Origin of the sequence: Pseudoduganella sp., from assembly GCF_041914865.1 — a bacterium.
Taxonomy (GTDB): domain Bacteria; phylum Pseudomonadota; class Gammaproteobacteria; order Burkholderiales; family Burkholderiaceae_D; genus Rugamonas.
The window spans coordinates 24,033-41,190 of the sequence record NZ_JAYSCO010000050.1; the positions used below are offsets into that span (position 1 = coordinate 24,033).

At 66.4% G+C, this 17,158-nt stretch carries 15 protein-coding genes; 10 read left to right on the forward strand and 5 right to left on the reverse strand.

All coding sequences use genetic code 11. From position 1 onward, the window contains the following. Window positions 1-8 precede the first annotated feature (8 nt). From ACE3TQ_RS20035 to ACE3TQ_RS20045, 3 genes are all read right to left on the reverse strand, one after another. Window positions 9-1,070, reverse strand: a complete 1,062-nt coding sequence (locus tag ACE3TQ_RS20035; protein WP_374584271.1) for a DJ-1/PfpI family protein — start codon at window positions 1,068-1,070, stop codon at window positions 9-11. Between the two features lie 84 nt (window positions 1,071-1,154). Next, a complete protein-coding gene (locus ACE3TQ_RS20040; RefSeq protein WP_374584273.1) occupies window positions 1,155-1,685 on the reverse strand; it encodes a PRC-barrel domain-containing protein in 531 nt (176 codons plus the stop codon). 68 nt (window positions 1,686-1,753) lie between these two features. Further along, a complete protein-coding gene (locus tag ACE3TQ_RS20045) occupies window positions 1,754-3,010 on the reverse strand; it encodes a putative Na+/H+ antiporter (protein WP_374584275.1) in 1,257 nt (418 codons plus the stop codon). 86 nt (window positions 3,011-3,096) lie between these two features. Here ACE3TQ_RS20045 and ACE3TQ_RS20050 point away from each other — a divergent pair, with 86 nt between their 5' ends. The 5 genes from ACE3TQ_RS20050 to ACE3TQ_RS20070 all read left to right on the forward strand — a co-directional run bounded on the left by ACE3TQ_RS20050 (window position 3,097) and on the right by ACE3TQ_RS20070 (window position 9,503). Then, a complete protein-coding gene (locus tag ACE3TQ_RS20050; protein ID WP_374584277.1) occupies window positions 3,097-4,074 on the forward strand; it encodes a DUF4351 domain-containing protein in 978 nt (325 codons plus the stop codon). 34 nt (window positions 4,075-4,108) lie between these two features. Next, complete coding sequence (gene imuA, locus ACE3TQ_RS20055) at window positions 4,109-4,795, forward strand: translesion DNA synthesis-associated protein ImuA (protein ID WP_374584279.1); 687 nt, start codon at window positions 4,109-4,111, stop codon at window positions 4,793-4,795. Beyond that, window positions 4,725-6,191: a DNA polymerase Y family protein gene (locus ACE3TQ_RS20060; protein WP_374584281.1), complete on the forward strand. Its 1,467-nt coding sequence runs from the start codon at window positions 4,725-4,727 to the stop codon at window positions 6,189-6,191. The genes imuA and ACE3TQ_RS20060 overlap by 71 nt, the downstream gene beginning before the upstream one ends. A gap of 62 nt (window positions 6,192-6,253) precedes the next feature. Beyond that, window positions 6,254-8,698 carry an EAL domain-containing protein gene (locus ACE3TQ_RS20065; protein ID WP_374584284.1) on the forward strand — a complete coding sequence of 815 codons (2,445 nt, stop codon included), beginning with the start codon at window positions 6,254-6,256 and terminating at the stop codon, window positions 8,696-8,698. 49 nt (window positions 8,699-8,747) lie between these two features. Further along, window positions 8,748-9,503 (forward strand): alpha/beta hydrolase family protein, encoded by a 756-nt coding sequence (locus ACE3TQ_RS20070; RefSeq protein ID WP_374584286.1) that lies wholly within the window; start codon window positions 8,748-8,750, stop codon window positions 9,501-9,503. A gap of 20 nt (window positions 9,504-9,523) precedes the next feature. Here the strand turns inward: ACE3TQ_RS20070 and ACE3TQ_RS20075 are convergent, their stop codons facing one another. Continuing rightward, window positions 9,524-11,416: a M61 family metallopeptidase gene (locus ACE3TQ_RS20075; RefSeq protein ID WP_374584288.1), complete on the reverse strand. Its 1,893-nt coding sequence runs from the start codon at window positions 11,414-11,416 to the stop codon at window positions 9,524-9,526. Window positions 11,417-11,597: 181 nt separating this feature from the next. On the opposite strand from ACE3TQ_RS20075, the gene ACE3TQ_RS20080 reads away from it, so the two are divergent. The 5 genes from ACE3TQ_RS20080 (at window position 11,598) to coaD (ending at window position 16,845) form a co-directional block, all read left to right on the forward strand. Further along, window positions 11,598-12,053 carry an Hsp20 family protein gene (locus tag ACE3TQ_RS20080; RefSeq protein WP_374584290.1) on the forward strand — a complete coding sequence of 152 codons (456 nt, stop codon included), beginning with the start codon at window positions 11,598-11,600 and terminating at the stop codon, window positions 12,051-12,053. A 119-nt stretch (window positions 12,054-12,172) separates the two neighbouring features. Then, window positions 12,173-13,651: a DegQ family serine endoprotease gene (locus ACE3TQ_RS20085; protein WP_374584292.1), complete on the forward strand. Its 1,479-nt coding sequence runs from the start codon at window positions 12,173-12,175 to the stop codon at window positions 13,649-13,651. Between the two features lie 24 nt (window positions 13,652-13,675). Then, a complete protein-coding gene (locus ACE3TQ_RS20090) occupies window positions 13,676-14,335 on the forward strand; it encodes a response regulator transcription factor (protein WP_028104852.1) in 660 nt (219 codons plus the stop codon). Beyond that, window positions 14,335-15,687 (forward strand): ATP-binding protein, encoded by a 1,353-nt coding sequence (locus ACE3TQ_RS20095; protein ID WP_374584298.1) that lies wholly within the window; start codon window positions 14,335-14,337, stop codon window positions 15,685-15,687. The genes ACE3TQ_RS20090 and ACE3TQ_RS20095 overlap by 1 nt, the downstream gene beginning before the upstream one ends. A gap of 30 nt (window positions 15,688-15,717) precedes the next feature. Next, a complete protein-coding gene (gene coaD / locus ACE3TQ_RS20100) occupies window positions 15,718-16,845 on the forward strand; it encodes a pantetheine-phosphate adenylyltransferase (protein WP_374584294.1) in 1,128 nt (375 codons plus the stop codon). On the opposite strand, the gene ACE3TQ_RS20105 is transcribed toward coaD, so the two are convergent. Continuing rightward, on the reverse strand, window positions 16,842-17,033 hold the full coding sequence (locus ACE3TQ_RS20105; protein WP_374584296.1) for a hypothetical protein: 192 nt from the start codon (window positions 17,031-17,033) through the stop codon (window positions 16,842-16,844). The two genes, coaD and ACE3TQ_RS20105, sit on opposite strands and share 4 nt — an antisense overlap. Window positions 17,034-17,158: the final 125 nt, after the last annotated feature.

The following is a 17,158-nucleotide window of genomic DNA, read 5'->3' on the forward strand; positions in this document are numbered from 1 at the left end:
CCGCCATTTTACTGCGGCGGATAGCCGGGGTACTCGAATTCCAGCGCCACGCGCTGGGCGGTGCGGGCGCCGTAGGTGGCGGCGATGCGGGCCAGGGCCTGGTCCAGCGTGTGGTCCAGTCCCGGCAGCATGGCGGCCGGGGCGTCGGCGCTGCCCGCCACCCGGTCCGGCAGCACCTTCAGGCCATGGCGGCTGGCCAGCGGGGCGGCGCTGTCGGCCACGGCCAGCACCTGGCTGCGGTGGGTGCGGGTGTAGGCGTCGCTGGTGTAGGCCAGCGCGATTTCATCAAAGCCGGCCGCCAGCGGCAAGCCGACCGGTTGCACCGTGTAGAACCAGCGGTCGGTGTAATGCGTCAGCCACACGTTCAGGTTGCGCCCGAACTGGGGCGCGTAGCTGCCGCTATCGTGCTTGCTGCTCCAGTCTTGCACGCCCACGCCGGCAGCCACGGCGGCCGCCTTGTCGCGGCCGGCGATGGCTTCCACCAGGGCCAGCGAGAGCGGCATGGCGGCGCTGATGCCGGCGCTCGACACTACCTTGCCGTCGGCCACATAGCGCACATTGGACAGCCATTCGGTGTCGCGGAAATTCTCCTTGCGGTAGTCGTGCGTCGCCCAATGCGCCGTGGCGCGCCGTCCTTTCAGCAGGCCGCTGTGGGCCAGCACCAGCGCACCGTCGCAGATGCTGACGATGGTGGCGCCTTTGCCCGCCTGCGCCTGCAGCCAGGCCAGGGTCGGCGCGTGCTGCGCGCGCCGCATGGCGGGCACGATCACATAGTCGGCACCTTCCGGAAAGCGCTGGTCGAAGGCGGCGGCATCCAGGTCGGCCTGCACGCGCAGGCCGGTATTCATGGTGATGGTGTTGCCTTCGGTGGCGACCGCCAGCACCTGGGCCGCGGCGGCGCGCTGCAGGACGCCATAGGGCAGGAGAAAGTCGGTGATCTCGGTCGACACGCCGTCACCGAGGACTGCGACCAGCGGGCGTTCATGCCCGGGGCGCGGCTGGTAGCCGGGGAGTTCGCCCGCATGGGCGCAGGCCAGGAAAAACAGGAGGAGGGAAATCAGTGTACGCATGGCAGTTCGGCTGGTTGAAAAACCAGCCGATTGTCTGCCTTATGTGCGCTGCGGGCCTGACAGAAAACCGTCAATTCCTGCCAATCAGTAATTACCTTTGTCGCCGCCGATGCTGCCGCTGGAGCCGCCGCTATAGCTGCTGCCGGAAGTCGAGCCGCTTTGCATGGTGCTGGTGCCGGAACCCATCACGCTGCCGGTCGAGGTGCGCATGCCGGCCTGGGTGGTGCCGTAGAAGTTGTGGATCTGGGTGCCGAACTCCGGATCGGCCATGTCGGGCCAGCGGTCCTTGTCGAAGCCGGGCGCGTTTTCAAGCTTTTCCTTGCTGCAGTCCAGCACGAAGCGCTTGTTCACAGTGTCCAGCTGCAAGGCTTGCCATGGCACGGCAAACAGCTTGTCGCCCAGGCCCAGCACGCCGCCAAAGGACAGCACGGCATAGGCGATCTGGCCGGTCTGCATGTCGAGCATGATTTCCTTGATGTCGCCCAGGTCCTCTTCCTGGCGGTTGTAGACGTCTTCACCCATCAGGGTGTCAGCGCCCATCAGGCGTGGGCCAGGGCCATCGTTATCGTCACGGTCGCGATAGATGCCGAATTTGTCGCGGTCTAGGTAGCTCATTCTGCCTCTCCTCATTGTGTGAACGGGTGAGAGGCAGGATAGCCCAAGCCGCAAACGCAAGGCGCGCGCTACAAGAAGAACGCCAGCGCCGCGACAGCCGTTGGTGCCAGCGCGCCGGCCAGCAGGCCGAGTGCGCCGATCGATTCATCGCGGAAACCCTTGCGCAGCAAGGCGACGCCAGCCGGATTGGGGGCGTTGGCAATCACGGTCAGGCCACCGCCGGCCACGGCGCCGGCCACCAGCATGTATTGCGCTTGCGGTGAGATGCCGTCGATCAGCGAACCGAGATAGGTGAGGGCGGCGTTGTCGGTGATCGCCGTCAGGCCGAGCGCGCCGAAGAAGAGCGCCAGTGGCTGCAAGCCCTCGACAATCGGTTGCAGCCACCATTGCTGCATGCTGCCCAGCACCACCAGGCCGGCCAGGAAGAAACCCACCAGCAAGGCTTCTTTCAGGATCAGCGGCGACTGGTGCTGCGGATAGGCGCTGGTGAAGCCCAAGAAGAACAGGAACAGGCCGAGGAACAGCACCGGATGGTGCGCCAGCACCACCACCGCGGCCAGGAAGGCGAGGTGGATCAAGCTGGTGCCGAGCGGCGCGCGCGCGCCGGCCGCAGGTGCGTTGCCGCCGGCGCCCTGGCGCAGATGGGCGCGCAGCAGCCAGGTGACGGCAGTGGCATTGACCAGCACCGCGAGCGTCGCCTTCCAGCCGAAGTTGGCGGCCATGAAGGCGCTGTCCCATTGCCAGGTGGCGGCCACCATCAGCACTGGCGGCGCGGCGTAGGCGGTCAGCGTGCCGCCGATCGACACGTTGACGAACAAGACGCCAAGCGCGGCGTACTTCTGCCATTCCGGCACACCGTCGCGGAAGATCTGCGGCGCCAGCATCAGCGCGGCCAGCGTCATGGCTGCCGGCTCGGTGATCAGCGAACCGGCCAGCGGCACTAGCGCCAGGCCGAGCCAGGCCTGCAGCAGCGGGCGTCCACCCGCCAGCAGGTCCACCAGGCGCTGCACGAAATCGAGCACCGGGCGCGACGCCGCCACCACCATCACCACGAACACGAACAGCGGCTCGGTGTATTGCTGCGTTTCCGCGTAGGCGATGGCGTTCTGCGGCCCCGCCACGAAGGCCATCACCACCAGCAGCACCATGGCCCAGAAGCCGAATACCACCTCCACCTCGCCCAGCAGGTGCAGCAGGCCGCCGTGGCGCGGGAAGCGGTGCGACAGGCGTTCGAATGATTTGGCACTGAAGGTGTGGAGCAGGGCGAGGGCAAACAGGATGGCACCGATATATTGCATGACTGGCAGGATGTAAGTGGACAACATTGCCGATTCTATCAGCGCCTCCGCCATCTGCCTTATCTTTGCGTAATTCGACAGCGGAGGCGCGCCGGCGGAGCTAGAGTCGCCCCATGCCCACCCGCCCCCGCGACCGCTACGACACGCCCTGGAAGCGCGCCTTGCAGCGCTACCTGCCGGATTTCATGGCCTTCTTTTTCCCGGCCCAGTGGCGGGAGATCGCGCACCTGCGTCCGCGCCCTTTGCGCGACAAGGAGGCGGCCCGGCTGGGCAGCGGTGGCCGCCCGCATACTTTAATCGCCGATATGCTGGCCAGCGCCATCCTGCACGATGGCCGCGAAGTGCTGCTGCATATCGAAGTGCAATCCCAGCGCGACCCCGAGCTGGCCTCGCGCATACTGGACTACAAACAGACGTTGTCCAAGCTGCACGGTTTGCCGGTTGTCAGCCTTGTCGTGCTGGCCGACGCGGGCAAGCGCTGGCGAGCTTACTTCTTGCAGGAAAACATTCTCGGCATGGCGCTGGGCTTTTGCTTTCCGGTGGCGAGGATCGCCGATTATGCCGACCTGGTGGATGAACTGCTGGTGGAGCGCAATGTGTTTGCCTTGGTCGCGGCGGCGCATCTCCTCGCCCAGCGGACCCATGGCGACCCGGAAGCGCGCTACGCCGCCAAGTGCCGGCTGCTTGATCTTCTGTACCAGCGCGGGTGGCGCAAGCGGCGTATCATCGATTTGTTCGTGATGGTGCATTGGCTGTTGCCCCTGCCCGACGAGCTTGAATTGCGTATGTGGCGCAGGATTGCCCGGTTTGAACGGAGGTTGAAAGTGATTTGGCTTGGACCTTTGGAAGAAATCTTCCTGGAGCGCGGCGAAAAACGCGGCGTGAAGAAAGGCTTGAAGCAAGGCCGCGAGGAAGGCCGGCGCGAAGGGGCGGCTCTCTTGCTTGAACGGCAACTGGCGAGCCGTTTTGGGCCGCCGTCGGCGACCACCCGCAAGCGCCTGCGGCGCGCCAGCGTCGAGCAGTTGGCGCAATGGAGCGAAGCGGTTTTGGATGCGCAGACGCTGAAACAGGTTTTCACCCCGCGTCCGTAGGATTATACTGTATGCATATACAGTATAATCCACCATGGCGCTTTTAGACCCCCAACCCCTGCATCCCGCCCTCTGGCTCGCCGCGCAACTGACGCGCGGTACGACGCCGTGCGTGGATACCGGCATCCCCGTCTTTTCCCGCCAGTTACCGGGCGGCGGCTGGCCCCAGGGCCAGCTGACCGAGCTGCTGCTGCCCCAGCCCGGCATCGGCGAGTTGCGCTTATTACAACCCCCACTGGCCGCCCAGAAGCTGCCGGTGGCGCTGGTGCAACCGCCGCTGTCGCCGCAACCGCTCGGCATGGAGTTGCCTCCGGAGCAACTGCTATGGATCCGCAATACCGGCAAGCCGGCCGACAGCCTGTGGGCGGCCGAGCAAATCCTGCGCAGCGGCAGCTGCGGCGCCGTGCTGCTGTGGCAGCAGCACATGCGCACCGAGGCGCTGCGCCGCCTGCACCTGGCGGCGCAATGCGGCGCCACCCTGTTCTTCCTGCTGCGCCCGCTGGCCGCGGCCCAGGATTCCTCCCCCGCGCCGCTGCGGCTGGCCTTGCGCCCGGCGCGCGGCGGCATCGAGATCGAATTCATCAAACGCCGGGGACCGCAGCGCGACACGCCGCTGTTCCTCCCATTAACCCCAACCTTGTTGCAACGCCATGCGTCTGTGGATCGGCCTGTACCTGACCCGGTTACCGCTCGAAGTATTCTGTCCGAACTGGTCGGATGACCAGTGCAGCGTGGTGCTGGAGCAGGAGGGCGTGCTGGCCGTTTCCCGGCGCGCCCACCAGATGGGCGTGCGCCCCGGCATGCGCCGCAGTGGCGCCCTGATGCTGGCGCCCGAGGCCCGGATGCACGAGCGTGCCCCGCAGCAAGAGCAGGCCGCCCTGCACGCGGTGGCCCTGGCCATGCTGCAATACACGCCGCAAGTCGCGCCGGGCGAGGGCGCCACCCTGCTGCTGGACGTGGGCGCCAGCCTGCGCCTGTTTGGCGGCATCCGCCGCCTGTGCCGCCTGGTGCGGGCCAGCCTGCAAAAGCTTGGCTTCAGCGGCGTGCTGGGCGTGGCGCCGACCGCGCGCGGCGCCTGGCTGCTGGCGTGCGCCGGCGGCGGCCGCACGCTCAAGCTGGAGAGCCTGCAGCGCGTGCTGCAGCGCCTGCCGGTCAGCCTGTTGCCGCCGCTGCAACGCCACCAGCGCTGGCTGGACGGCATCGGCTGCCTCAGCATCGGCGACCTGCTGCGCCTGCCGCGCCCCGGCCTGCAGCGCCGCTGCGGTGGCGAGGTGCTGGAGATGCTCGACGCGGCCCAGGGCCTGGCGCCGGAAATGCACCAATGGCTGGCCGCCCCGCCCAGCTTCCACGCCCGGCTGGAACTGTTCGGCCGCATCGAAAACACCGACCTGCTGCTGGCCGGCGCCTGCCGCCTGCTGCAGCAGATGAGCGGCTGGCTGTGCGCGCGCCAGTTCGCCGTCGTGCGCCTGCGCCTGCTGCTCGAACACGAACGCGGCCGCCAGGCCTGCCCGCCCACGCCGCTGGAGATCGTGCTGGCCGAAGCCACCTGGCGCGAAGAGCACATTGTGCGCCTGCTGAAAGAACGGCTGGCCAAGCTGGAGCTGCCGGCGCCGGCCATCGGCCTGGTGCTGGAGGCGCCCGAGGTCGAGCCCATGGCCCCGCTCAGCGACTCCCTGTTCCCGGAACCCGGGGGCAGCCCGCAGGACCGCCAGCGCCTGTTTGAAGTGCTGGTGGCACGCCTGGGCGCCGAAAATGTGCTGCAAGCCTATCCCAAGGCCGACTACCGGCCGGAAGTGGCCAACCGCTGGGTGCCGCTGCACGAGAAAGTGCGCCCGGCCGACGTCGCCGCCGAGCTGCCGCCGCGCAGCCTGCCGCGCCCGGCCTTCCTGCTGCCCAAGCCGATCCCGCTGCTGCTGCGCGACCACCGGCCTTACTACGGCTCGCGCCTGCGCATGGTCTCGGCCGCCGAGCGCATCGAGGCCGGCTGGTGGAGCCAGACCCAGAGCCGCGACTATTTCATTGCCGAGGGCGAGGACCATGCCTATTACTGGGTGTACCGCGAGCGCACGGCGGGCACCGAGGACATCCGCTGGTTCCTGCACGGAATGTTCGCTTGATTTCAGAACCAAATTTGATCTAGGGCAATTTTTAGAGGAGGGCCTCCAACTATAATTTTCTGATGCCAAATCAACTTTTCCTTCCCACCGCCGGCGAACGGGCCAAGCTGGCCGAGTCCGTGCTGGACAACCTGAAAGAGGTTGTCTTCCAGACCGACGCGTCCGGCCGCTGGACGTTCCTCAACCCGGCCTGGGAGGAGCTGACCGGCCACGCCGTGCAGGACAGCCTGGGCAAGCCCTTCCTCAATTTCCTGTGGCCGGAAGACCGCAAGCTGAACCAGCAGCGTTTCCTGCCCCTGCTCAAGCGCGAAATCGAGTACTGCCGGCATGAAATCCGCTACCTGCACCGCGACAACAGCTTCCGCTGGGTCGAAGTGTTCGCGCGCCTGACCATTGGTCCGGATGGCGCCGCCAGCGGCGCGTCCGGCACCCTGAGCGACATCACGGAACGCAAGCGCAACGAGGAAAAGCTGCGCTTTGCCGCCAGCGTCTTCCTGCATGCAGGCGAGGGCATCATGATCACGGCGGCCGACGCCACCATCATCGACGTCAACGGCGCGTTCGAGAAGATCACCGGCTATACGCGTGCCGAGGCGATTGGCCGCAACCCCAGCATGCTCAGTTCCGGCCGCCAGAACGCCGAGTTCTACGACTGCATGTGGGAGCGCCTGCACAAGGATAATTTCTGGCAGGGCGAGGTCTGGAACCGGCGCAAATCGGGCGAACTGTATGTGGAGCGCCTGACCATCACCGGCATCCGCAATGCGCGCGGCAAGGCGCTCAACTACGTCGGCATCTTTTCCGATATCACCAAGCAGACCTTGCAGGCGCAGCACCTGGACCGCATCGCCCATTACGACCCGCTGACCGGCCTGCCGAACCGGCGCCTGCTGGCGGACCGCCTGCAGCACGGCATGGCGCAGGCGCGCCGGCGCGGCAGCCGGCTGGTGGTGGCCTACCTGGACCTGGATGGCTTCAAGGCCATCAACGACGAGATGGGGCATGAATACGGCGACCAGCTGCTGGTGGCGCTCGGCTCGCGCATGACGCACGCCACGCGCGAATGCGACACCGTGTGCCGCCTGGGCGGCGACGAGTTCGTGGTGGTGCTGGACGACCTGCACAACGTGGTCGATTTCATGCCGATGGTGGTGCGCCTGCTGGAGGCGGTGGCGGCGCCGGTGGTGGTCGACCGCAAGGTGCTGCGCGTGACGGGCAGCATCGGCGTGGCGGTCTACCCGCAGGCGGTGGACATCGACGCCGACCAGCTGATGCGGCAGGCCGACCAGGCCATGTACCGCGCCAAGACGCTGGGGAAAAACCGCTACGCGCTGTTTGGCGAGGATCTGCAGCCGAGCGAGGCGCAGCTGAGCGGTCCGGTGGAAGAAATCGCGCGCGCCATCTCCAACCACGAATTCGTGCTGTACTACCAGCCGATCGTGAACCTGCAGAGCGGCGAGCTGAATTCGCTGGAGGCGCTGATCCGCTGGCAGCATCCGGTGCGCGGCCTGCTGCCGCCGGCCGAGTTCCTGCCGTTGATCGAGGGCCATCCGGTGGCCGCCTCGCTCGACAACTGGGTGCTGGACGAAGCCCTGCGCCAGCACCAGTGCTGGCTCGATGAGGGCCTGGACATCTCGGTCAGCGTGAACATGAGCAGCCCCAAACTGCAGGAGCATGATTTTGTCGAGCGCCTGCGCGCCAAGCTGCAGGCCAACCCGCGTGTGGCGCCCGGCCGCATCAAGCTGGAGGTGCTGGAAACCAGTGCGCTGGAGGATATCGGCCACGTCTCGCAGACCATCGCGGAATGCGCGGCGCTGGGCGTGCCGTTCGCGCTGGACGATTTCGGCACCGGCTACTCCTCCCTGCTGTACCTGAAGCAGTTGCCGGCCAAGCGCATCAAGATCGACCAGAGCTTCGTACGCGACATGCTGGTGGACTCGGACGACCTGGCCATCCTGGAGGGCGTGCTCGGCATGGCGGCCGCCTTCAAGCGCGAAGTCATTGCGGAAGGGGTGGAGAGCATCGAACACGCGCGCATGCTGGTACAGATGGGCTGCCTGATGGGGCAGGGCTATGGCATCGCCCGCCCCATGCCGCCGCAGCAGGTGGTCGCCTGGGCGGCCCAATGGCGTTTGCCGGAGGGCCTGGCCGGCTGCCGGGTACTGGGCCGCAACAGCGCGCAACTGCTGGTGGCCACGGTCGAGCACCAGGCCTGGATCAAGGCATTGCTGGGCTACGTGCGGCGGCGCGAGCCGCCGCCGCCCTCATTTATCGAGGAGCAGTGCCGGCTCGATATGTGGCTGGACGAGGCAGTGCACAGCCCGCAGGCGGGGGAGCTGGTGCAGATGGCCTACCGCCTGCACGAGGCGCAGCATGAGCTGGCGCGGCAGATGCTGGGGCACCTGGCGCATGGCGAGATGTCGGCGCTGTACGACGCGGCGGCCGACCTGGAGCGCATCGGCGAGCAGCTGCAGGTGGCGCTGAACCGATTGGTGGAGGGCGGGTAGGCGCGGCAAAAGCGGCGTATGATGGGGCGCAAAACAGAGGAGACGGCATATGTTCGCACAACGACTCGATTTCCCCGGCGCCGACGGCCAGATGCTGGCGGCGCGCCTCGATGCCCCGGACACGGCGCCGCGCGCCTACGCCTTGTTTGCCCACTGCTTTACCTGCGGCAAGGACGTGTTTGCGGCCAGCCGCATCGCGCAGGCGCTGACGGAGCACGGCATCGCCGTGCTGCGCTTCGATTTCACCGGGCTTGGCGCCAGCGAGGGCGATTTCGCCAACACCAATTTTTCATCCAATGTCGCGGACCTGCAGGCGGCGGCCGGCTTCCTGCGGCGCGAGTTCCAGGCGCCGCGCCTGCTGATCGGGCATAGCCTGGGCGGCGCCGCCACGCTGGCGCTGGCCGGCACCGTGCCGGAGGCGCAGGCGGTGGTGACCATCGCGGCGCCCAGCGACCCGGTGCACGTGGCCCACCTGTTCGGCGAACAGCTTGATGAGATTACCGCGCGCGGCGAAGCCGTGGTGCAGCTGGCCGGGCGGCCGTTCCGCATCAAGCGCCAGTTCCTGGAGGACGTGGCCGAGCACAGCCTGCGCAACAAGATCGCCGGCATGCGCAAGGCGCTGCTGGTGATGCATGCGCCGGGCGATACGACGGTCGGCATTAACAATGCGCTGGAGATTTTTACGGCGGCCAAGCATCCGAAGAGTTTCGTCTCGCTCGATACGGCGGACCACTTGCTGGCGCGGCGCGAGGATGCGGTGTATGCGGCGAACCTGATCGCCGCCTGGAGCGCGCGCTATCTCTAGCGCGCGCTTGGGGGCGGGGCTTACTGGCGCGGCGCCAGGATCGCTTCCAGGCGGTCCGGCGTGCCTTCGATGCGTTCCAGGCGCGGGTACTTCAGGCCTTCGTAGTATTCCAGCGCGATGGTGCGGTATTGCTGGCCGCGTTTCACCAGCAGCTCGATCGGCTTCTTGCTGGTCTTGGCTTCGGTGATGGCCTTGCGCAGCGTTTCCGCCTTGTAGGCGCGGCCGTTCACCGCCAGCAGGGTGGTGTTGCCCGACAGGCCGGCCTTGAAGCCCAGGCCTTCCCACTGGATGCCTTCAATCTTGCCTTCGCTGCCGACGTTAAAGCCGAGCGAGTAGGTGAAGTCGGCCGACTTGCTGCGCTCTTCGGACGCCTTCAGGTAGTCGGTCTGCTTCTCCGTGAACACCAGCTTGTAGCCGGCGCGGGTGATGCCGTCCAGCGGCACCGGGCCCAGTTCCTCGGTGCGGGTGCGCAGGAAGGTGGCCCAGTCGTGCGGCTGCACCGCGTTGAGCGTCTTCACCACGTCGTCGAAGGTGTAGTGCAGCGCTTCCACGCGGCCGTCCTCCACGCCGTAGAACTTGAGCGCGAAGTCGTCCAGCGAACGCTTGTCGCCCGACAGTTCGCGGATCTTGGTGTCCACGTCCAGCCAGATCAGCGAGCCTTCGGTGTAGTAGTCTTCGCTGCGCTGGTAGTTGGACCAGGGGATGGCGCGGCGCGCGTTGATGATCGGGTCATAGGTGGTGTCCTGCACCGAGCGCCATTCGCGGCCCTTCATGATGCTGTAGCGCGCGGCGGCCGAGGCGATGCTGTCCTTGATGCTGGACGCCTTCATCAGGCCCGAGCGTGCGGCCAGCACCTGGCCGTGGTAGGTGGTCTGGCCTTCGTACACCCACAGCAGGTCGTTCTGCAGCGGCTGGTTGAAGTTCAGCACGTCCTGGCCTTTCGGGCGGCGGAACTTGCCGTTCCAGGAGTGGGTGAATTCATGCGGCAGCAGGCCGCGCTCGGATTCGGTCTTGGCCCAGTCGGTGAAGTAGTCGGTCTTCAGCGCGTTCTCGCTGGACTGGTGGTGCTCGCGCCCGACGCGGCCGAATTCATCGCTCAGCGCAAACAGGAAGTCGTAGTGCTTGAAGTGCTGCGAGCCGAACAGCTTGTAGGCTTGCTTGACCAGGTTGCGGTGCAGTTCGATGTGCTCCGGCTTGGCCTCCAGCGCCTCCGCGCTGTCGGCCACCACGTTCAGGTGCACCGGACGTTTGGCGCCCGGATCGAGGTCGAAACGCTTGAAGTGGCGGCCGGCGAACAGCGGCGAGTCGACGAAGGTTTCCACGTCGGTGGTCTTGAAGGTGACCACATCGCCTTTGCGCTCGGCTTCTTCCAGCGCGGAGCCGTACTGCCAGCCGGCCGGCAGGGTCAGCGTGGTCTGGATCGGGATGCGGCGGGTGGCGTAGCCGGCCGGGTACATGGTCATCGACTGCCACTGGATGCCCAGCATGTCGGGCGTGATCGAGGTGCGCCCTTGCGCCGCTTCGGTCGGCGCCAGGTGCTGGTACTCGACGTCGATCGCCTTGGCGCCGGCCGGCACCTCGATATGGAAGGCGTACACATTCACGTTGTCGCGGCGCCAGGACAGGGTCTTGCCGTTGGCGCTGACCTTGAAACCGGCAAACTGGTTCAGCGCGCCGGTCGGGCCGTGCTGCGCCGTCACCCACTGCGGGAACAGCAGCGTCATCTTGCCCGGCTTGGCGGGGATGGTCTGCTGGATGCGGTAAATATTCTGCGCCGTGTTGGAGGCGTCGACCTTCATCACGATCGTGCCGGGGTAGGCCTGGTCCACCGGGGCGGGGACGGGCTGGCCGGCGTGGGCGGCAAAGGCGGTGCCCAGCAGCAGGGCGATGACGGTTTGTTTAAACAGTTTCATTTATTTCAAGGTGGAAAGTGCGACGGGCGAGTTTAGCATGCAGGGCAGGGGCAAATGTTTCGGAAAGTAAATCAAAAAAAATCCTTGAAATCCATTTTGGGGCACCTATATCCGAATCAGCGGTTGCCCAGAAGGGGACCGCGGGACCTGAAATATCGCTTAACTTGAAAAGGATATAACCATGCGTACTTTTGACCTGACCCCACTGTATCGTTCCGCAATCGGTTTCGACCGCCTGGCCCAGATGCTGAATGACGCCCACCGCGGCGACCAGCCAAGCTACCCTCCGTACAACATCGAACTGGTGTCGGAAGACCAGTACCGTATCGTGATGGCGCTGGCCGGCTTTGACCGCAGCGAGATCGACATCACCTCCGAACGCGACTCCCTCGTGGTTGTCGGCCGCAAGCAGAAAGACGGCCAGGAAAAGACCTTCCTGCACCGTGGCATTGCGTTCCGCGACTTCGAACAGCGCTTCCAGCTGGCCAACCACGTGAAGGTGACCGGCGCGTCCTTCGACAACGGCATGCTCACCATTGAACTGGTGCGCGAGATCCCTGAAGCGCTGAAAGCGCGCAAGATCGCCATCGACGGCGTCGTCAACCACACCGCACTGGAACAAAAAGCCGCTGCGTAAGCACGCTGTGCTCCCATGAAAAAGGCCGGATTTCCGGCCTTTTCTGCGTTAAGACGGGTCTAAGTTTCATCCCGCATATTGGAGCCGTTCAGAAAAGGTTTTCCATCAGGAGTCACATCATGCGCAACACCACCACCATGTTCCTTGCCCTGGCCACCGCCGGCGTCGTCGGTGCCGGTGCAGCCATCGCTGTCCAGCAGAGCCAGGCTTTTGCATCGCCGCAAGCCGTCGTCGCCGCCCCGGCCAATGCCGCCCAGGGCGCGCCAGCCCCGGTGCCGGCGCCGATGATTTCCCTGCCTGACTTCAGCGTGATCGCCTCGCGCAATGGGCCGGCCGTGGTGAACATCAGCACCACCGGCAGTACCAAAGCCCAGTACCGTGGCGATCCCGATGCGGAAAACGACCCGTTCTACGAATTCTTCCGCCGCTTCCAGGTGCCCGGCCAGCGTGGCCGCGGCGGCGCACCGGCGCCTTCGCACGGCGTCGGCTCCGGCTTCATCGTCAGCGCCGACGGCATCATCCTGACCAATGCCCACGTGGTGCGCGACGCCAGCGAGGTGACGGTCAAGCTGACCGACCGCCGCGAGTTCCGCGCCAAGGTGCTCGGTTCCGACCCGAAAACCGACGTCGCCGTGCTGAAGATCGACGCCAAAAACCTGCCGGTCGTGCCGCTGGGCCGCTCCACCGACGTGAAAGTGGGCGAGTGGGTGCTGGCCATCGGCTCGCCGTTCGGCCTGGAGAACACTGTCACCGCCGGCGTGGTGAGCGCCAAGGGCCGCTCGCTGCCGGACGACTCCAACGTGCCCTTCATCCAGACGGACGTGGCGATCAACCCCGGCAACTCGGGCGGCCCGCTGTTCAACACCAAGGGCGAGGTGATCGGCATTAACTCGCAGATCTACAGCCAGAGCGGCGGCTACCAGGGCCTGTCGTTCTCGATCCCGATCGACGTGGCGACCCGCATCCGCGACCAGATCGTGGCCACCGGCAAGGTGGTGCATGCGCGCCTGGGTGTGATGGTGCAGGAGGTGAACCAGGGCTTCGCCGATTCCTTCGACCTGGAGTCGCCGGAAGGCGCGCTGGTGTCGAACGTGGAGCGCGGCGGCCCGGCCGACAAGATCGGCCTGAAGGCGGGCGACGTGATCCGCAAGATGAACGGCCAGAAGATCGTGGCCTCGGGCGACCTGCCGGCCATGGTGGGCCAGGCCATGCCGGGCGATAAGGTCACGCTGGAAGTCTGGCGCCAGGGCAAGAACGTGACCCTGGAGGGCAAGCTGGGCAATGCCGCCGAACGCAATGTGGCCGCCGTGCAGAACGACGAGGCGGCCAGCAAGCTGCGCCTTGGCCTGGCGCTGCGCCAGCTGGACCCGCTGGAGCGGCGCGAAGCCGGCCTGGCATCGGGCCTGCTGATCGAGGATGCCGGCGGCGCCGCCGCCAGCGCCGGCGTGCAGCCGGGCGACGTGCTGCTGTCGGTGAACGGGCGCCCGGTCAATTCGGTCAACGAGGTACGCGACCTTGTGGCAAAATCGACCAAATCGGTAGCGCTACTGATCCAGCGCGGCGAGGACCGCATCTTTATCCCGGTGCGCCTCGGCTAACAAAAACAAGAAAGGTAATACGCAATGCGCCTCCTGCTGGTAGAAGACGACACGATGATCGGCGAGGTGGTGCTCGACCTGCTGCGGGCCGAGCACTACGCGGTCGATTGGGTCAAGGATGGCGCCATGGCCGACACGGCCCTGCAGACCCAGACCTACGACCTGGTGCTGCTCGACCTGGGCCTGCCCAAGAAGGATGGCCTGGAAGTGCTGCGCTCGATGCGCGCGCGCAAGGAGCTGACCCCGGTGCTGGTGGCCACCGCGCGCGACGCGGTGGAGCAGCGCATCGCCGGCCTCGATGCCGGCGCCGACGACTATGTGCTCAAGCCCTACGACCTGGACGAGCTGCTGGCGCGCATCCGCGCCTTGCTGCGCCGGGCCGCCGGCCGCGCCGAACCGGTGTTCGAGCACAAGGGCGTGTCGATCAACCCGCAGACGCGCGAGGTGATCGCCAACGGCCAGCCGGTCAACCTGTCGGCGCGCGAATGGGCCGTGCTGGAAGCGCTGATCGCGCGCCCGGGCATCGTGCTGTCGCGCGCCCAGCTGGAGGAAAAACTGTACAGCTGGAAGGACGAAGTCAATTCCAACGCGGTTGAAGTGTATATCCACGGCTTGCGCAAGAAGCTGGGGGCAGAACTGATCCAGAACGTGCGCGGCCTCGGCTACATGGTGCCCAAAGCATGATGATGGCGGTCCCGAAGGTCAACGTCACGCACTCGCTGCGTGGGCGCCTGCTATGGTTTTTGCTGGCGGCCATCACCATGGCCGCCGTGGCGCAGGCCATGATCGCCTACAGTTCGGCCCTGAACGACGCCGACCAGATCTTCGACTACCACATGCAGCAGATGGCCATGTCGCTGCGCTCCAACGCGCCGATGGCCGCCACCGGCAACACCGACCCCAACGACCCCGGCAATGACGAGATGGTGGTGCAGGTGTGGACGCCGGACGGCATCCAGGTGTTCCGCTCGCTGTCGCGCGCCGAGCTGCCGCAGCGCGCGGTGCTGGGCTTTTCCAATGTGCGCGCCAACGGCACCACTTATCGCGTGTTCTCGGCGCAGACCGCGACCCAGACCATCCAGATCGCGCAGGACCTGGCCGTGCGCAAGCGCATGGCCGGCACGCTGGCGCTGCGCACCGTCGGCCCGATCGCGCTGATGGCGCCGGTGCTCATGCTGGTGGTGTGGTGGGTGGTGTCCGGCTCGCTGGCGCCGGTGGCGCGCGTGCAGCGGCAGCTGGCCTCGCGCAAGGCGGACGACTTGTCCGAAGTGTCGGACGCCGACCTGCCGGACGAAGTGCGGCCGCTGGTGCAGGAACTGAACCTGCTGTTCAAGCGCGTCGGCACGGCGTTCGAAGCGCAGCAGAATTTCGTGGCCGACGCCGCGCACGAGCTGCGCACGCCGCTGGCCGCGCTCAAGCTGCAGATCCTCAGCCTGGCGCGCGCCGACAGCAGCGAAGCGCGCGAGGTGGCGATCGGCCGCCTGTCGGCCGGCGTCGAACGCGCCTCGCGCCTGGTCGAGCAGTTGCTGGTGCTGGCGCGCACCGAAGCGGCCGACGCCAAACTGGAGCCGGTCAGCCTGACCGACCTGGCCAAGCGCGCCGTCGGCGACATGGCCGGCGCCGCGCAAGGGCGCGAGATCGACCTGGGGCTGGAACAGGTCGACGAAGCCACGGTGCAGGGGCAGGGCGATGCGCTGCTGATCCTGCTGCGCAACCTGGTCGACAATGCGGTCAAGTACACGCCGGCCGGCGGCACGGTGGACGTGTCCGTGCTGGCGCCGGTGGCGGCGGCCGGCGGACACGCCACCGCCGGCGCCCGCCTGGTGGTGGAGGATAGCGGCCCCGGCATCGCACAGGAAGAACGCGAGCGCGTGTTTCACCGCTTCTACCGCGTGCCGGGCAGCGAGGCCCAGGGCAGCGGGCTGGGACTGGCCATCATCCGCGCCATCGCCGAACGCCATGGCGCGAAGCTGCTGCTGGACGCCTCCGAACGATTGGGCGGCCTGAAAGTGACGGTGGAGTTTGCCCCGCGCTAGAATGGCGTTTTCGACATCCGGAGCAGGGCAATGCAGAAGATCGGTTTCTCGGGGACCTTGGACCCCATCACCAACGGCCATATGTGGGTCATTGGCGAAGCGCGTTCCATCGCCGAGGAAGTGGTGGTCTTCCTGTCCGAGAACTCCAGCAAGGCGCCCAAGTTCACCGCCGAAGAACGCAAGGCCATCGTGCTGGCCAGCTGCGCCGAGCGTGGCTGGAATAATGTCTCGGTGCAGATCGTCAAAAGCGAGTACACGGCGCGCGTGGCCAAGCGCAACGGCGTCGACTACCTGATCCGCGGCATCCGCAGCACCGCCGATTTCGATTACGAAAACCTGATCCAGCAAACCAATGTGGAAGTGATCGGCGGCTCCAAGACGCTGTTCGTGATGCCGCCGCGCGACCTGGGCTCGGTCAGCTCCAGCTTCGTGAAGGCGCTGGAAGGCCCGGTCGGCTGGAACTGGACCATGAAGAAATTCGTCCCCGCGCCGGCCTACCAGGCCTGGATCCTGGCCTGGCTGCGCAAGGAGTGGGACAGCCTGTGGCGCGAGCGCCCGCATTGCGCCGAATGGTTCGAACGCCTGACCGGCGCTGCGGCCTACGGCGGCGCCGGGCGCCACTACCACAACCTGGACCACCTGGTGCACGGCCTGGCCGAGATCCGCGCCTGGGCCGCCAATACCGGCGCCGCGCCGGCCGATGTGGCGCTGGTGAAAGCCGCCTTCTGGTTCCACGACGCGGTGTACGCGCACGGCGCCGGCGATGTCTCGAATGAGGAAGCCAGCGCCCGCCTGTGGCTGGGCAGCGGCCTGGAGCCCGACGCCGTGCGCGCCGAGGAAGTGGCGACCCTGATCCGCGCCACCGACCATTTCCAGGGCGGCGCCATGGTGCACCCTTTGAAAGACACCATGCTGTCGGTGGACCTGGCCATCCTCGGCCAGGAAGCCGAGGTGTACCAGGCTTATGCGCACGGCATCCGCGCCGAATACGCCCATGTGCCGGAGGAGCGCTACAACAGCCAGCGCGCCTCGATCCTGGCGCACCTGCGCGGCAAGGCCGAAGCGGGCACCTTGTTTGCCGATCCCTTCTTCACGGACAACTACACCGCCACGGCGATCGCCAATATGAGCGCGGAGCTGGCGCTGCTGCAGCCTTAACTGCGCGCCGGCAGGGGCGCCGCCAGCTGCTGCCAGAAGCGTTCCGCCTCCTCCAGTGCGTTGGCCTTGTCGCACTTTTCCGAGACGGCGCTGAGGATGAATTCTTCCGCCGACATATGTTCCAGCGGCGCCCATTTGGCGATAGCGGAAATCACTTCGCCGGCCAGGTGGATAGTCATTGCAGCCATAGCACCTCCTACGAGTGGAAAGTAATTCCACCTTGCATTAATTGCGCAGAAGGGGTTTTGCGTTACATCAAAGATTCGGGGTCAGGTCTGACAATCGGACAAATTGTGTAGCAATTTGTCCGATT

What these genes read in the sequence shown, in the direction of transcription:
- ACE3TQ_RS20035 (WP_374584271.1), bottom strand. Translation starts at nt 1,070, where the DNA reads ATGCGTACACTGATTTCCCTCCTCCTGTTTTTCCTGGCCTGCGCCCAT.
- ACE3TQ_RS20040 (WP_374584273.1), bottom strand. Translation starts at nt 1,685, where the DNA reads ATGAGCTACCTAGACCGCGACAAATTCGGCATCTATCGCGACCGTGAC.
- ACE3TQ_RS20045 (WP_374584275.1), bottom strand. Translation starts at nt 3,010, where the DNA reads ATGTTGTCCACTTACATCCTGCCAGTCATGCAATATATCGGTGCCATC.
- ACE3TQ_RS20050 (WP_374584277.1), top strand. Translation starts at nt 3,097, where the DNA reads ATGCCCACCCGCCCCCGCGACCGCTACGACACGCCCTGGAAGCGCGCC.
- imuA (WP_374584279.1), top strand. Translation starts at nt 4,109, where the DNA reads ATGGCGCTTTTAGACCCCCAACCCCTGCATCCCGCCCTCTGGCTCGCC.
- ACE3TQ_RS20060 (WP_374584281.1), top strand. Translation starts at nt 4,725, where the DNA reads ATGCGTCTGTGGATCGGCCTGTACCTGACCCGGTTACCGCTCGAAGTA.
- ACE3TQ_RS20065 (WP_374584284.1), top strand. Translation starts at nt 6,254, where the DNA reads ATGCCAAATCAACTTTTCCTTCCCACCGCCGGCGAACGGGCCAAGCTG.
- ACE3TQ_RS20070 (WP_374584286.1), top strand. Translation starts at nt 8,748, where the DNA reads ATGTTCGCACAACGACTCGATTTCCCCGGCGCCGACGGCCAGATGCTG.
- ACE3TQ_RS20075 (WP_374584288.1), bottom strand. Translation starts at nt 11,416, where the DNA reads ATGAAACTGTTTAAACAAACCGTCATCGCCCTGCTGCTGGGCACCGCC.
- ACE3TQ_RS20080 (WP_374584290.1), top strand. Translation starts at nt 11,598, where the DNA reads ATGCGTACTTTTGACCTGACCCCACTGTATCGTTCCGCAATCGGTTTC.
- ACE3TQ_RS20085 (WP_374584292.1), top strand. Translation starts at nt 12,173, where the DNA reads ATGCGCAACACCACCACCATGTTCCTTGCCCTGGCCACCGCCGGCGTC.
- ACE3TQ_RS20090 (WP_028104852.1), top strand. Translation starts at nt 13,676, where the DNA reads ATGCGCCTCCTGCTGGTAGAAGACGACACGATGATCGGCGAGGTGGTG.
- ACE3TQ_RS20095 (WP_374584298.1), top strand. Translation starts at nt 14,335, where the DNA reads ATGATGGCGGTCCCGAAGGTCAACGTCACGCACTCGCTGCGTGGGCGC.
- coaD (WP_374584294.1), top strand. Translation starts at nt 15,718, where the DNA reads ATGCAGAAGATCGGTTTCTCGGGGACCTTGGACCCCATCACCAACGGC.
- ACE3TQ_RS20105 (WP_374584296.1), bottom strand. Translation starts at nt 17,033, where the DNA reads ATGGCTGCAATGACTATCCACCTGGCCGGCGAAGTGATTTCCGCTATC.